This is a genomic window from Sulfobacillus thermosulfidooxidans (genome assembly GCF_001280565.1).
GTDB lineage: Bacteria > Bacillota > Sulfobacillia > Sulfobacillales > Sulfobacillaceae > Sulfobacillus > Sulfobacillus thermosulfidooxidans_A.
On record NZ_LGRO01000001.1, the window covers coordinates 2,650,668 to 2,664,354 of the forward strand.

16 protein-coding genes are annotated in these 13,687 nt (G+C 47.9%); 9 read left to right on the plus strand and 7 right to left on the minus strand.

What is annotated here, in order from left to right:
- Window positions 1-158: 158 nt before the first annotated feature.
- Window positions 159-353 (plus strand): hypothetical protein, encoded by a 195-nt coding sequence (locus AOA63_RS12915; protein ID WP_053960086.1) that lies wholly within the window; start codon window positions 159-161, stop codon window positions 351-353.
- 100 nt (window positions 354-453) lie between these two features.
- On the opposite strand, the gene AOA63_RS12920 is transcribed toward AOA63_RS12915, so the two are convergent.
- Both AOA63_RS12920 and AOA63_RS12925 read right to left on the minus strand, forming a co-directional pair.
- Window positions 454-843: a type II toxin-antitoxin system death-on-curing family toxin gene (locus AOA63_RS12920; protein ID WP_053960087.1), complete on the minus strand. Its 390-nt coding sequence runs from the start codon at window positions 841-843 to the stop codon at window positions 454-456.
- Window positions 840-1,079, minus strand: coding sequence for an AbrB/MazE/SpoVT family DNA-binding domain-containing protein (locus tag AOA63_RS12925; RefSeq protein WP_053960088.1), 240 nt, complete (start codon window positions 1,077-1,079; stop codon window positions 840-842). Before AOA63_RS12925 ends, AOA63_RS12920 begins: the two co-directional genes overlap by 4 nt.
- 152 nt (window positions 1,080-1,231) lie before the next feature.
- Here AOA63_RS12925 and AOA63_RS19825 point away from each other — a divergent pair, with 152 nt between their 5' ends.
- From AOA63_RS19825 to AOA63_RS12940, 5 genes are all read left to right on the plus strand, one after another.
- Window positions 1,232-1,408, plus strand: a complete 177-nt coding sequence (locus tag AOA63_RS19825; protein WP_171822720.1) for a hypothetical protein — start codon at window positions 1,232-1,234, stop codon at window positions 1,406-1,408.
- A 489-nt stretch (window positions 1,409-1,897) separates the two neighbouring features.
- Window positions 1,898-3,151, plus strand: coding sequence for a sporulation integral membrane protein YlbJ (gene ylbJ / locus AOA63_RS12930; protein WP_053960089.1), 1,254 nt, complete (start codon window positions 1,898-1,900; stop codon window positions 3,149-3,151).
- A gap of 504 nt (window positions 3,152-3,655) precedes the next feature.
- Window positions 3,656-3,820, plus strand: coding sequence for a zinc ribbon domain-containing protein (locus AOA63_RS19040; protein ID WP_278277071.1), 165 nt, complete (start codon window positions 3,656-3,658; stop codon window positions 3,818-3,820).
- Between the two features lie 370 nt (window positions 3,821-4,190).
- Window positions 4,191-4,484: a hypothetical protein gene (locus AOA63_RS12935; protein WP_053960090.1), complete on the plus strand. Its 294-nt coding sequence runs from the start codon at window positions 4,191-4,193 to the stop codon at window positions 4,482-4,484.
- A 59-nt stretch (window positions 4,485-4,543) separates the two neighbouring features.
- Window positions 4,544-5,296: a glucose-6-phosphate isomerase family protein gene (locus AOA63_RS12940; RefSeq protein ID WP_171822721.1), complete on the plus strand. Its 753-nt coding sequence runs from the start codon at window positions 4,544-4,546 to the stop codon at window positions 5,294-5,296.
- Between the two features lie 6 nt (window positions 5,297-5,302).
- Here AOA63_RS12940 and AOA63_RS12945 read toward each other — a convergent pair whose 3' ends face one another.
- From AOA63_RS12945 to AOA63_RS12960, 4 genes are all read right to left on the minus strand, one after another.
- Window positions 5,303-5,632, minus strand: coding sequence for a hypothetical protein (locus AOA63_RS12945; RefSeq protein WP_053960092.1), 330 nt, complete (start codon window positions 5,630-5,632; stop codon window positions 5,303-5,305).
- A gap of 115 nt (window positions 5,633-5,747) precedes the next feature.
- Window positions 5,748-6,029, minus strand: a complete 282-nt coding sequence (locus AOA63_RS12950; protein WP_053960093.1) for a hypothetical protein — start codon at window positions 6,027-6,029, stop codon at window positions 5,748-5,750.
- Window positions 6,030-6,106: 77 nt separating this feature from the next.
- A complete protein-coding gene (locus AOA63_RS12955) occupies window positions 6,107-7,303 on the minus strand; it encodes a transglutaminase-like domain-containing protein (RefSeq protein WP_053960094.1) in 1,197 nt (398 codons plus the stop codon).
- 321 nt (window positions 7,304-7,624) lie between these two features.
- On the minus strand, window positions 7,625-8,140 hold the full coding sequence (locus tag AOA63_RS12960; protein WP_020375586.1) for an NYN domain-containing protein: 516 nt from the start codon (window positions 8,138-8,140) through the stop codon (window positions 7,625-7,627).
- A 222-nt stretch (window positions 8,141-8,362) separates the two neighbouring features.
- On the opposite strand from AOA63_RS12960, the gene AOA63_RS12965 reads away from it, so the two are divergent.
- On the plus strand, window positions 8,363-9,685 hold the full coding sequence (locus tag AOA63_RS12965; RefSeq protein ID WP_053960095.1) for a 6-phospho-beta-glucosidase: 1,323 nt from the start codon (window positions 8,363-8,365) through the stop codon (window positions 9,683-9,685).
- Window positions 9,682-10,650 carry an N-acetylglucosamine kinase gene (locus AOA63_RS12970; protein WP_053960096.1) on the plus strand — a complete coding sequence of 323 codons (969 nt, stop codon included), beginning with the start codon at window positions 9,682-9,684 and terminating at the stop codon, window positions 10,648-10,650. The genes AOA63_RS12965 and AOA63_RS12970 overlap by 4 nt, the downstream gene beginning before the upstream one ends.
- On the opposite strand, the gene AOA63_RS12975 is transcribed toward AOA63_RS12970, so the two are convergent.
- Window positions 10,651-12,423 carry a cation:proton antiporter gene (locus AOA63_RS12975; protein ID WP_053960097.1) on the minus strand — a complete coding sequence of 591 codons (1,773 nt, stop codon included), beginning with the start codon at window positions 12,421-12,423 and terminating at the stop codon, window positions 10,651-10,653.
- Between the two features lie 153 nt (window positions 12,424-12,576).
- Between AOA63_RS12975 and AOA63_RS12980 the strand changes: the two genes are divergently transcribed.
- Window positions 12,577-13,677, plus strand: coding sequence for a hypothetical protein (locus AOA63_RS12980; protein WP_053960098.1), 1,101 nt, complete (start codon window positions 12,577-12,579; stop codon window positions 13,675-13,677).
- The last annotated feature ends 10 nt before the right edge of the window (window positions 13,678-13,687 follow it).

Below are 13,687 nucleotides of genomic sequence, written 5' to 3' on the forward strand. Positions count from 1 at the left end.
TATAACTAAAGATATAAAAGGACAATGAGGGTTAATAATTTCTGAATATTTTGTAATAGTCTGGGAATTGCGACCATACCCTATGAATAGAAATATTGGCCATGGGGATACTAACAAACATCAATTCCATCGAGACTGTTGAGGCACAAGGAGATACCATGGACAAGAAGCGCAATGGACTGACCAAAAATCTCTTATGGATTAGCGAAACCACTGGTTTGTCAGCACAAGCGGCGATTCACGCGTTAGCTTTGGAAAAAGAGGCTGAGGAACAGGCCCAAGCACACAATAATCATGACGACATTAATGAAACGGAAGACGGCGTTCGAGAAATTAAAGAGCAACGCGAATAGCTCAGAGTGGAAATGAGCAGTGAGTCTAACTCCATTTAACAGCAAACGCGGTATTGCAGAATTTCGAAGTGGGCCATTCGAGACACCCAATAGCAAAGCATTAATTGTTTGTCGAACGGGTATGAGATTGAAGCCATTCCACGATCGTCTCCACGTCCACATGCTTGTCCGCTACGTTTACAACGAAGTTCTCCGCATCTGTGCTTGAGACATCAAGCGCCATGCCGTTGTAATGCAGGAACAAACCCAACGCGGTAAAGGCGGTCCGCTTATTACCGTCTTGAAACGGATGGTTCAGAACCAACGAGTGCAGGAGTACGGCGGCTTTTTCGAGCATGGAGGCATAGAGGTCGTCTCCCCCCATCGTCGCCAATGGTCGGGCGACCGCTGATTCGAGTCCTCCCAGATTCAATACCCCATGCATGCCCCCGAATCGGTCAATCACTTGAAAGTGAATGAAGAGGACTTCCTGGATGGTCAGGTACCTCATCGGTCAGCCAATCGCCGTAAAACATCAGCATATTCAGACATAAAGCTATCGAGGGCCTGCGCGAAGTCCGGTGTAATATCTGGCGACGCCTCCCGCAAGGGTTTCACAATAATTTCTCCCCGGTCGTTTCGCAGCAGTTCCACGAGCTGATCTTCGAGGTTCATCTGGCGTACCCATTCAGAAGGAATCGACACGGCAAAACTATTGCCGGCCTTAAAGACTTTGCGGACTTGCATGCCCGTCACTTCCTTTAACTTTGTTATAACAATTATAACGACGAAAATCGTACGTAGCAACCTAGCTCGCCGGGTCGCCGCGGTTCATTCCTTCTCGGTGCTCCGGTATCGCTTCCTGTAACGTCATTAACAGTCATCCTTATCCTTTAACTATGCCGTACATTAGTAACAACCTCACGATTCTATGGGCGTATACGGATTGGCAATGGGGATTGCCGGGTGATAGTTGTGGTGTCGTTAACAACATCGATGCCGGGGTTGTCTGCAGCGCGACTTGGCTTGGGGACCTCAAAGCCGCGGAGATCGTGGAACGCCTCGGGATTTTGTGAACAAACCATGGAATCGGAGCGCGACTCTCGACCGCGAATGGCCCAACCAACGGTTTTTCGACCTCGGCCTACCGTCCTTAATCGTCCTGCGCCAACCCGTGCTAAGGGTGCTTCCACGCCTCTAGCGCGGGGCAACTATTATCGGAGAGCAGGATGTGGGAAAACCACAAGTCCGGTTTGATGAGGGCCCGGGCTTCGTAAGAGACCCTCCTACTCTACCGGACAAATAACCATGGCGGGTTGGGACAAGTTCTTGCCCATGCAAAACGGGATTTCGAGGGGCTATGATAGTAACGGGGCGTTAGTACCCTAGCAACGGGACCCAAGACTCAGAGTCGGCGGCGTCGCCTATGATCATTGTTCGCAGATTGGTGGCCTTGACCTCTATCCCAGTGACGTGTCACCCGTACCATAGACCACGGCGTGGCGTCATACTCTTCTTGTCTGGGACATAGTATGGAGGGAAGTCCTAAGGACGAGGTGGCGTGTATGGAGGAACGGGAACCCAATCGGGTTGCGGTGGTCATCACCGGATTTACTATGCTCCTGTTGACAATTGCGTTGATCGTGTTTTCCGAGCATGGATATCATGCTACGGTCAGCGCCTTAAAGCTGTTTTTTGAAGTGGTCTTTCCCTCATTGTTGCCATTTTTCATTCTGTCGGATGTGTTGCTGTCGACGGGGATGGTACATTACCTTGGCGTATATTTTGAACCTTTAATGCGCCCGCTATTTAATGTCCCAGGAGTTGGATCGTTTGTTTTTTCGATGGGGCTCGCGGCCGGATATCCCATGGATGCTGTGCTAACGGCAAAATTTCGTCGGCAGGAATTATGCACCAAAATCGAAGGGGAGCGGTTGTTGGCTTTCAGCAATAGTGCAGACCCTTTATTCTTATTTGGAGCGGTCGCGGTAGGATTATTCGGTCAGCCGGATTTAGGCGCGGTACTGGCATTAGCTCATTATTCCTCGGTGATTATGGTGGGTTTGACGTATCGATTTTATGGGCGCCGGCACGATAAACCCATTTCGGACGAGGGGATTGTTCTCCGGGGAATCCATAAACGGGCATTAGATGCGATGATGCGGGGACGAAAAGAAGACGGCAGACCATATGGTCAAGTCATTAATGAAGCCATCTCCGAATCGATGGGAACGTTGTTTATGATCATGAGTTTTATGGTGCTCTTTGCAGTCCTTTTACGTGTTTTAACACAGAGTGGACTGATGGTGATTTTGACCACACCCTTTCAAGCACTGTTTCATCTTTTAGGGTTGTCACCTAATCTGGTTCCAGCTGCCGTTCAAGGATTTTTTGAAATCGATTTAGGATCAGCTGCGGCTGTCCATGCTTCGGCCCCTTTGCTGCAACAACTCATTTTGGTGTCGGCCATTGTGGCCTGGTCAGGGTTGTCGGTACATGGGCAAGTTGCGTCGGTGTTGGCCGACACCGATATTTCGATGAAACCGTATTTTTTGGCCCGGTTTCTTCATGCCGTCTACGCAGGGATTATGACCATGGTGTTTTTTAAGCCCGTTGAGGCGACTTTGGGACAGTTTACCCTCCCAGCATTTGCCGATCGAGATTTTCTCATTATGGCTCCCACTGCGCCGACAATGTTAGATGCCTTTCATGTCACAATGTTGGTTATGGTGGTGACGTTGATGAGTCTGGCTCTGGGGGTGGTGATGGTTAGTTTGTTGCGTTTTGTCCGCTTAAGATGGCTCATGCGTTTTCGTTAAGATTTTGAGCAATTGCTTTCGTGATTGCGTCGCGTCATGGCATCACAGAGAATCCGGAACCGACTTTCTTATGGGGTGTTTTGTGGCTTATACTGCCTGTCAAAACACGAGGCAGCTTTCCTCGATATCGGGACGCAGGAGCTGCTTGATTGAGGTTGTGGTCCCATCCTACCCAAAACGCCGAAATAAAGACCACAACCCAGGTATTCGTTGCCACTGCGACATTTTTTGAACCGACAAAAATCTTTGCGAGTCAGTCAACAGGCATGATGAGTTGTGAAAAAAGACGATGTAATCTTGTACCTAGGGAAATTTTCTAGGCATTACTTCTAATAACAACAAATCGAGCGCCCTCATAGATGCACCTGGCGAAGAGGTCATGACCATCCCCAAGGCAAATTGATCGAGATGGTCATGACCTCTTCTCTTATTGTTCAGATGGTGGCTGTGTAACGTACCAAGGAGATCCTGTCTAGAAGCATTTGGGGGCTTAAGAGCAGCAAGATCTGTTCCGTGTGTGGATATCGCATGGCACAAATGCTCTTATCGGTGCGGAAATGGACGTGTCCGGCGTGTGGGATGTATCACGACCTGGACATCAATGCGGCGAACAATTTACGACAAGTGGCCGAGAGTTCGATGGGCAGCCGCCCATCCATTCCTGCCTGATGGGAGGAATGCTCGGTGACTCGCTTGGGGAGGGCCCTCCGGTGGACGACCGGTCCTTGAGACCCTAAGAAGCCGCGACGCGATGAACCAGGAAGGTGGCGACAGATTTGGTCAGAAGTGGTCAGATTTGGATAAGTCCATCAGAACGGTTTAAACGGATTCCCTGTATGCTGTTAGGGAGATTAGAGATTGTCTTATTAAGGCTCAATCGGCTTTTAACGAATGATTCGCTTAAGGCAATAGAGAAACGTCGTAATCCTTTGCCGCGTAGAATAAATATTCCCTTCATATTTGACCACGTGAACGCTTTGAGAGTCACCTCTTTTGGGACCCTGAATATGGTAGACCAGGGCAAAGGGGGCAGATTGAAGTGGTCAATGAAATTGGATTGACGATATCAGCAATTGCCATGCTGGGAATCAGTTTAGATTTTCGCGGTCAACCATTAAGCCCCGGCTCCTTGTTTCGTATTGTGGCCCTCGCTGGAGAAATCCTTTATTTTACACGAATTGTCCCGATCTTTGGAGCGATATTATTTTTGCTAGGAGCCATCATAACGGTTGTCTTGTGGTTTCAAAATCCTGCAGAACGGCCTACACAAACCCGTCTCATCGATGTTATTGAACTTGTCGCCTGGGTGTGGATGGCTTTAGCCATTCATTAAATATTAACCATTTGCGATTTTTGCTATCATACAGGCAGAAGCAAATGGTGGTGACATGCTTGTTTGATTTAACAACGCATTTAGGGATTCCTTTTTCGTGGACGGGACATTTGGACGATCCGCTCTACCCGTTAATTGATGCGGGATATGACCATCATGTTGCCCGAAGTTTGGAAGAACTGCGGCCGTTTTTAGAAGATCCGGATGCCAAGGGTCCTTTATATGTTTACCATGTTTATGAAGGTGTACATCTGAAAAGTGAACAAGAAGAATTTCGGCGTTTAGGTTTTGGGGTGGATGTGACCATGTTGTGGCCCGGCTGTTTAACCTGGGAATGGAGTAAGACGGCTGGACACATTCATACAGGCGTTCACCGCTCAGATCTATTTGGAGAATTGGTGGAAGTGGTTCATGGCGAGGCATTATTTTTGCTTCAAGCGGCGAATCACGACCGCATTTCGGAAATTTTGCTGATTTCTGCCGCCAAAGGCGACTGGGTTATGATCCCGCCGGGTTATAGTCATGTGAGCATGAACACGGGGCAAGACGTGTTGGCCTTGACGTTTGTCCATGCGCAAGATATCTATTTGGATTATGAAGATCTGGCACGCCACCGCGGCGCCGGATTATGGATTGGACCGGAAGGATCCCGGCTCAATCCAAGTTATGCCGAAATTGGCGTGATTCGTGAACTCCGTGCGCGCGATCTGATCAAGAATCCCGTGAATGTGCCATTATATCAATTAATTGGTCAACAACCGGATAAGTTTCGTTTTCTTGTTGATCCCCAAGTGCCATCGCCGTGGGTGTAAGTAGATTTAGGGGATGAGGGTGAGATCACGAGCTTGATACTGACTTAAAATATCGGTAAAAGAGGGTTCTTTTACGTCCACGCAAACAACAACGCCGCCTTTTTCTAAAATTCGGGTATATTTTTCGGCCCATGGGCGCGAAAGACCCAAACGGCGGATATGGTGCTGCACGTCTAAAAATGGATAGGGGCCCACGTCTTTGGTTAAAGGGCCCATAACTAGCACCCTTTCGTTGGGCTGACGTAACAGGACGGATACCATTCCCGAGTGACGAATTTTTTCGATACAGGATAGCAGGGTTTGGGAGTTATTGAACCATCCAAAAATTCTTGGCATCAAACCACCTCCATGCCTAGTATCTGCTTCCCGCGTTTTTCCATGATGGTAATTGAGTCCAGAATTGAAAACTCCGCGTTCCCAAAAGGGAGCGCGGAGTCGGGAACTGGGACTGTTAGTGTTTGACATCTGATTCGGTGTCAAAGGTATTGTGTCCGACAGTCCGCATAAAAAGATGGGCCAGTTGGGATTTTTCGTTGTCTTCCGCTACGCTCCATGCTTGGTAGGCTAGCCAGTCATCGGGCTTTTGCCATTCTTGTTGTTCTTGAGTGACGCGCTCACCCAAGTCGATGAGCCATGAGTCCAGATGGTCAGCTTGCTGATTGGCGTAACGGTCTTGAACGTAACTCCACACCGTATCCAAAGTGGTTGGAATCTCGATGTCATGATTCTTCATAATGTGCCCACCTCCATCAGTAGCCTCTCTTGATTGACCAAACTTATGCGTTGGGTTCTGAAAAGTTTTAGGCAGTCTTAGAAATATTTAGCCAACCAATGGGCCAGCGTTCTTGTGCCGTTAGAGAACCACTGGGTGACACTGACCCACAATTGTTGCCAAAAATTTAAGGGCACGCTCTGAACTTTATGCGAAATAATTGGCGGATCTAAAATCGGCCGAACTTTTTTAGCGGCTTTGTGTTTTGGCGCAATGACCGGCTTTAACGGTGCGATCGGAACAGTTTTGTGAAACTGATACTGATAACTAATGGTAATTTGCTTCTTAGCTTGAGTGGCTGTTAACGCCGAGGGGGAATAATTCCAGGTGACGGTAATATCTTTGCGAATACCGTCATATAAGCCGATATGCCAATGATCTTGCAAAGAGGCAAAATAGCCATAGGCACCCCATGTGGGATCGGCAACCACCCAACCCACACTGGGCAGGTAAAATTCTACCCATTGATGAAAGCCGCCTTGTCCACTGCCATTGCTTGTGACATATCCTCCCACAAAGCGAGCAGGAATTTTAGCAGTACGAAGCAACCCCACATATAAGTCGGCAAAATCGCTGCAAATACCCAAATGGGTTTCCGCAGTGGCCACAGCACTTCCTGAAGCTTGCAATGAGTAATTATAATGAATATTCTGCACTACCCAGTTGAAAAGAGCTTGAGCTTTTTGTTCGGGATTTTCGCCGGGTTTGATTACGGATTGATCAATTTGTTCTAGAACCGGCGAATCCGTATTGACCTGCTGTGATTCCAATTGCGGATTGGTATAGAACTTATACACAGAAGAATGGGCATTATACGGCGGATAGGTCGTGGGCAAATGATAATTTACTTCCGAAGACGTTGCCGTATATGTCAAAGTTAAATTGACAGATGTATGAGGAGCAATGGCATTCCATAAAAATGTTCCAATGAGATTTCCGTACTGATCATGATAAGTGCTTACGGGTGTTTGGCTTTCCTGGACCAATGCGACTTCGGAATAACTTGTCTCAGGAGCTAATAACACCACGGAGGCTTTGACATCGTAAGCCGTGGCATCGGTTTTATTTGATAGGGTAATTTGTTGGGTGAATGTGTAATTGGCCGGTAACGTGGGAATAGCGTCTGGCGATGCAATACTCAAATTAGTCACTGCAGCCAATGCTTCAGGTTCCCCGATGAAAATGGCGGAGAAAGCAATGATGGTACTGGGAATTAGCCATAATCTCAAATGCACTGCGTCTCCCCCTACTGAATTACCATAGTTATTATAATGTGGACCGCCTCACCCGCCAATGATAAGTTCGGATCAGATTGCCTGATTCCTTCAATTGTGACATGTTTTCATCCATCTGGCTAAGCATCGCGTTGTTCTAGCTTTGAGATACCAGACTCTCCTCGATGGTGTCCATCTGGATTGATGAGCTTCAGAGAAATGAAAAGCTTCTGGAGCGAGAAGACACATGAGAGCGCGGCCAAGGGTGGAGGACAGGGAGAAAATCCCAGCCTGCTTTTTGGACAAGCAGGCTGGGATAACCCGTCACAACCATTGCACTAGCTAACGGACTTTTTCGACTTCGGAACGAATATCCTCAAGCTTCACATAACGATCACAGGCATTTTCTAGTTCCGAGGAAATCATTCCTCGCGTGCCTACCCCGACAATTTCTTTGCCGCGAGATCGAATTAATTCGACGGCCCGCTCGAAATCGCCATCACCAGACATCAGTACGGCAACGTCATAGCGATTTACCGTACTAAACATATCAATGACAATCTCAATATCTAAATTAGCGCGGCGAATGACGGAACTGGAACTTTGGTCCAATGTTTCTTTTATAGATTTTTCCCGTATGGTAAACCCTAAATGGCGCAAGGCGGTAAGGAAATCCCGCTGACTATTATCGGGAGGGACTTGCACTCCGGTATAGTAGAAGGCATTATAGATTTCCCGTCCGCGCGTAAAATATTCGATAACCCGCGCGAAATCTAAATGCCATCCTAAGACGCGTTGAGCATAAAACATATTGGCGCCATCCACAAATATGGCCACCCGTTCATTACTATAATCCACGTTGTCCTCCTTATAATCTTCGCTGTTTTCTATTACACCTACATAATTCGAAATCCCTATCCGGCTTTGGGTCGTGGTGAGACACTAACCCACTTTTATCATACTTAATCCTGTGCGAAACAAGACATCTTTATCAGGGTTCTGGAAAAGAATTTTGTGTTGGAAGACCAAAAAATCGAGTATGATCAAGGTAATTCTACTGGCTGGGGGTTAAGAAGCCCAATGAAATCAGGAATTCGAATCGCTGTTATAGGCGGGGGCAGTTCATATACCCCGGAACTTATTTCTGGTCTTCTGGATGTCGATGATTTAGCGATTGAGCAGGTGACGTTGGTCGACATTCCCGAAGGCCGCGACAAAATGGAAATAATCCGGACGTTTTGTCAACGACTTATCGATCATAGCAATAAAAAATTTATTCTTCAAGCTACATGTAACCGCCATCAAGCGCTGGCCGACGCCGACTTTGTGTTGAGCCAATTTCGTGTGGGGGGATTAACGGCGCGGGCCCGTGATGAAAGTATTCCGCTCAAATATGGTGCGATCGGTCAAGAAACCGTGGGCGCGGGCGGTTTTGCTAATGCGCTGCGGACGATTCCCGTTGCCCTGGAATTGGCCCGGGAACTCGAAGAGATTAATCCCCAGGCATGGTTAATTAATTTTACGAATCCTTCGGGCATGATTACCGAAGCCTTATTACGCTATCAAGGGATCCGGACTATCGGCCTGTGCAATGTGCCCATTACCATTGAACGAACTATTGCTCGAGCCCTTAATGTGGCACCAGAGGCCATTAGTTTAGATTTTTTGGGGCTCAATCATTTGTCCTTTGCCCGGCATGTCTATGTTCACGGGAAAGATATAACGCCTGGGGTTATAGAATTTTTAAAAAACATGTCTAATGATGCAGTGAAAAGTACCATGGCCAATATTCCTGAGGAAACCTGGGCTCCCTATATACTAGACGCTGTGCCGATGATTCCCAATCCCTACTTGCAGTACTATTGGAATACGGACGTGATGTTGAAAAAGCAGCTGGCCGATATCGAAAATGGCAAAGGTACTCGGGCCATTCAAGTGATGGCGATTGAGGCGGAATTGTTTAAACAATATCAAAATCCCCAGCAAATCACATTGCCCGATATGCTAATGCAGCGAGGAGGAGCCTACTACAGTACGGTGGCGGTCATGGTAATCGAATCCCTGGCACTCAATAAACGGCGCGAAATGATTGTTAATGTTAAAAATGATCAGGCACTAGATGCGTTAGGGGCTGATAGCGTTGTTGAGGTCCCGGCCATTATTGATGGGCGCGGGGCGCGTGCGATCACCATGGAGCCTATACCTTTGGAAGTGAAAGGGCTGATCCAACAAGTGAAAGCTTATGAACAACTGACGATTGAAGCGGCCGTAGAAGGTCACCGGGGAAAAGCTTTAGCCGCTTTATTAACCAATCCTTTAGTCCCTTCAAGTGAGATTGCGCATAAAATCTTGGAAGATATTTTGCGGGAGAACGCGGCGTATTTGCCGCAGTTTGCCTCATGACATTATATATTGGAGTCGATGGCGGCGCGAGTAAAACGGATGTTGTGTTAGCTCAAGATGGGAAGCTCCTCAATATTGTGCATGGAGGGCCATCCAATCCCCAAGGCCCCTTAGGACTAGAGGGGGCAATGGATCAACTCGCTCAAAGTCTTACAGCTGTCATCCAAGGATATGATCCGAAGGACATAAAAGGAGCCGTTTTGGGATTAGCCGGAGCCGATTTTCCTGAAGATATTGCCGCGATGTCTGAACAACTAACGCATCTGTTGCCATGGTTGTCTTATACCATCGTTAATGATACCGAAATTGCTTTGCTGGGAGGATCGCGTCAAGGTTATGGTATCGCGGTAATTTGCGGGACCTCGACCAATGTCCTGGGCATACATCCAAGCGGTCAGCGCTGTCAAATTGGTGGATTAGGATATGAAATGGGAGACTTCGGCGGGGGAGCCGATTTGGCCCGCGAAGTTCTTCATGTGGCCTTTCGCAGTCACGAAGGGCGCGGGCCAAAAACCATTTTGGAACAGGAAGTGTTGCGTCGGCTGGGCCAGAATAGTTATGAAGACTTAAAACGCGCGATGTATTTTCACACGATTCACCCATTTGCGTTTTTGGCTCTGGTTCCCGCATGCTTTGAGGCAGCGAATCACAATGATGACGTGGCGATAAACCTGTTGCAGAACATGGCGCAATCCCTGGCCCAAACAGTTATCGCCGCTGCCAATCAATTGCCGTGGCATAATGATCCTTTCGAAGTCATATTAGTGGGATCCTTATGGGAAGGCGTCTCGCCGATTTTGCAAAATCATTTTAGGGAACTCGTCCAAGCGCAATTTCCGCACAGTGATATTCATTTACCCCTCCTGCCTCCCGTGCTCGGGGCCTTACTCGAGGCGGTTCAATTGGGGGGAGAGCCTGTTGAAGAATGGCGTTCGAAGCTGACTTCCGAGGCCCAGCGAATTTAATTAAAAGGGCGGCGGGACTTCAAATATTTGTCGGATTTCTCTACGCCTTGGTCCAGGACACACAATAGTAATCACATCGCCTGCGCGAAGCACCGTGGAACCCCGGGGAATTAAATGTTCCCGGTGACGTGATATGCCAATAACGAGCGTGTCTTCAGGGAGTTTTAAATCTTTGAGCGCGACATTAATGGCATAGGGACTGGTCACTTCCAACTCCATCATGGATGACCACATATTTGCGTCGGATAATCCTGATAACGGCGAGCGGATGAGGGTTTCCAGTAGCTGCATAGAGGCCAGAGGCGCAACAAAGGGTATCAAACCCGCAGCATTTGCTTGTTCTCGGGCTTCTGTGGGGACATCCACGATGACATGATCGGGATTTAAAATATGCTGTAACTGATTGCCCCAAATAATATTTTTTTGCCACTGGGCGGAGCCCAATAACGCCACGACGCGCACAGTTCCCGCATGAATGGCCGCGCTTGCCAAGGCCTCAGAGCCATTGTCATAGGTTAAGACGGGATAGTCTTGGGCGGCTAAATGACTAGCAATGGGCTTGACCCAGTGCGCGGGACCAATGAGCATAATATCTTGCTTCGGCAACGGTTTTTGAGGACTGAACCGGTGAAAAATCGGGGGAAACAGTACGGCGGACAAAATCGAGGTGATAATCATCGCTAAATACACGGATTGCGAGATAATGTGCGCCTGAAACAGAATCAAAGATCCCGCCACCGTTACCGATAAGCGGGTGGCTAATAACGTCGCCATGGCAATGGTTTCTCTTCGTGGAAATAAGCGCGCTAACAGAAAGGAAATGCCGACACTGATGACGATAATGCCTAAGAGGAAAGACGCGGTTAGCAAAAGAACATGGCTGGATTGCCAAGCCGGCCGAAGATTTAGATTGCTCCCGACTGTCACAAAGAAAAAGGGAATGAAATAGCCAAATCCCAAGGCATCCAACTTATCTTGTAGAATCTCACGGTCTTTGCCGACGATTAGGGATACGACAACCCCTGCTAAAAATGCCCCCAACACGGTGATAGTTCCCAAGGTTTCGGCTAGGGCAATAAAGAGAGTAATAATCATCATCACTCCGCGGACCCCAATTTGACTGGTGACCGTATCTTGACCGTTGCCAAACCAGGCCCGGTGCAAAAATCTTGAGGTGGACTTAGCAATCACCAGGGGCACAAACATTAACACGACCAAAAAGATGCGCAAGATGGCACCATGATGATCTAAAGCGGCCAATGCGGTGACACCCATTAACGTCGTGAAATCGACCAGCAGCCCGATAGACAAAATCCATTGGCCAAAATTGGTGTTGACGAGTCCCCGTTCTTTTAACGTGGGTAACAAGACGGTCGGAGCGCTGGATGCTAGTAGCAAGGAAATCGGAATCACTTTGTGAATCACATGAAAAGTCAAAAGAAGAAACCCTTCGGCAAAACCCAAACCAATCCACAGGACAATAATGGGCCACAACCAACGAGCGTGTTGGAGTTGAGCATGATCCTGATTGAGCCATGAATCTAGGTTGGTTTCTAATCCATAGAGAAACATAATATAAGAGAGGCCAAATAGTGACAAAAAGCTAATAGGCCCGGAAATTTGAATCCAACCCAATCCGCTTTTGCCGAACACGACTCCTAATAAAATTTCCGCCGCGGCTATGGGAATTTTGACTTTGGTGCGCAATAAAATCCACGGTGCCATTAAGGCCACAATGGAGACCACAAGAATTGAGAGAATGACGTTTGACATAGTCCTCCGCAAAAAAATCGTATTTTTATAGATCTCACAAAGTCTTTCTTTGAGCACTTTTCATGATACACAACGCTTGAGGATTCCATGCCAGTCCGTTAATCCCAGTGCACAAAGATTGCCCGAACGGACTAAACACGATACGATAGAATCATGAAACGTTGGCATGCATATCTCATATCTGGAGGGTGGGTCATAGTACTCGCAGGATGTGGCTTTGGTCACCCTGAGGCCATCACCCATAATTCTAAGCCCAAAGCTGTTGCCAGTGAAATTTTGTCGCGGATGTCTTCGTGGCAAAATGTTCGTGCCACGGTGAAGGAGACCGAAATCACGTCCGCGCACCAGGTTAAGACTTTGAATTATCAAGTTACCAGTAATCTGCCAAGCGGTCAATATGTCATCAATCTTTTGGGAAGCCGTCTCGTATCTGTTTATGTGAATTCCCATGAAACCATTTGGTATCCCCAAAATTCCAAGCACTATTCGGTCTTAGCCGGTCTTCCTGCAACCGATGCGCCCTGGATGATTGCCGCGGAGCTTCCTAAGTGGCTTCGCCAGAGTCAAGTACATGGCGTGCGGGTTAAGGGTGACAAGGTCAGTTTAATGATGACCTTGGTTCCCCCGTCTTCTAAGAGCCCGGTGGATGCCCTGTTGATCTATGATACCAGCACCAATACCCCAGAATCTTTTAGCATGCAGGTCGGTAAAACCAAGATTACGGAAACCTTTAGCCATTTTCAGGTGAATCCGAATGTCCCGGCCAGTACATTTTCATTTTCGCCGCCCCAAGGAGTAACACCAGCTATTTCACTGACCCAGACCGGAACGGCTTTGAACCTGGCCAAAAGTCAACTGAACTTTCCCATTGTCTTACCACCCTCGAGTGCAGGTATGACACTCGATGCGATTAATACGGGCACCAATACCCAAGGACAACGTGTGGTGATTCTGAGTTTCACAGCGCAAGACTCCAGTTCGGTCATTATTACGGAAAAATCAACTCATCATCCTGTCACCGCATTACCGAACAGCAATTTAACATCGACGACACAAAGCGTGGGCTCCTTGACCGTGGTGGTCGCAAATCTTCCCGATAACATGGAAGAGGCGGCGTTTTCCGTCCACAACACCGAAGTGATTGTGGAGGGCAATGCCTCCACCGTGGACAGTTTATTAAATCAGTGGGGAAATCTTCCGTCTTTAACCTCATCAGCCCTAGCCAGTAGTGGCAGCACTCCCAGTTCTCCCTAAAAGGAAAAGT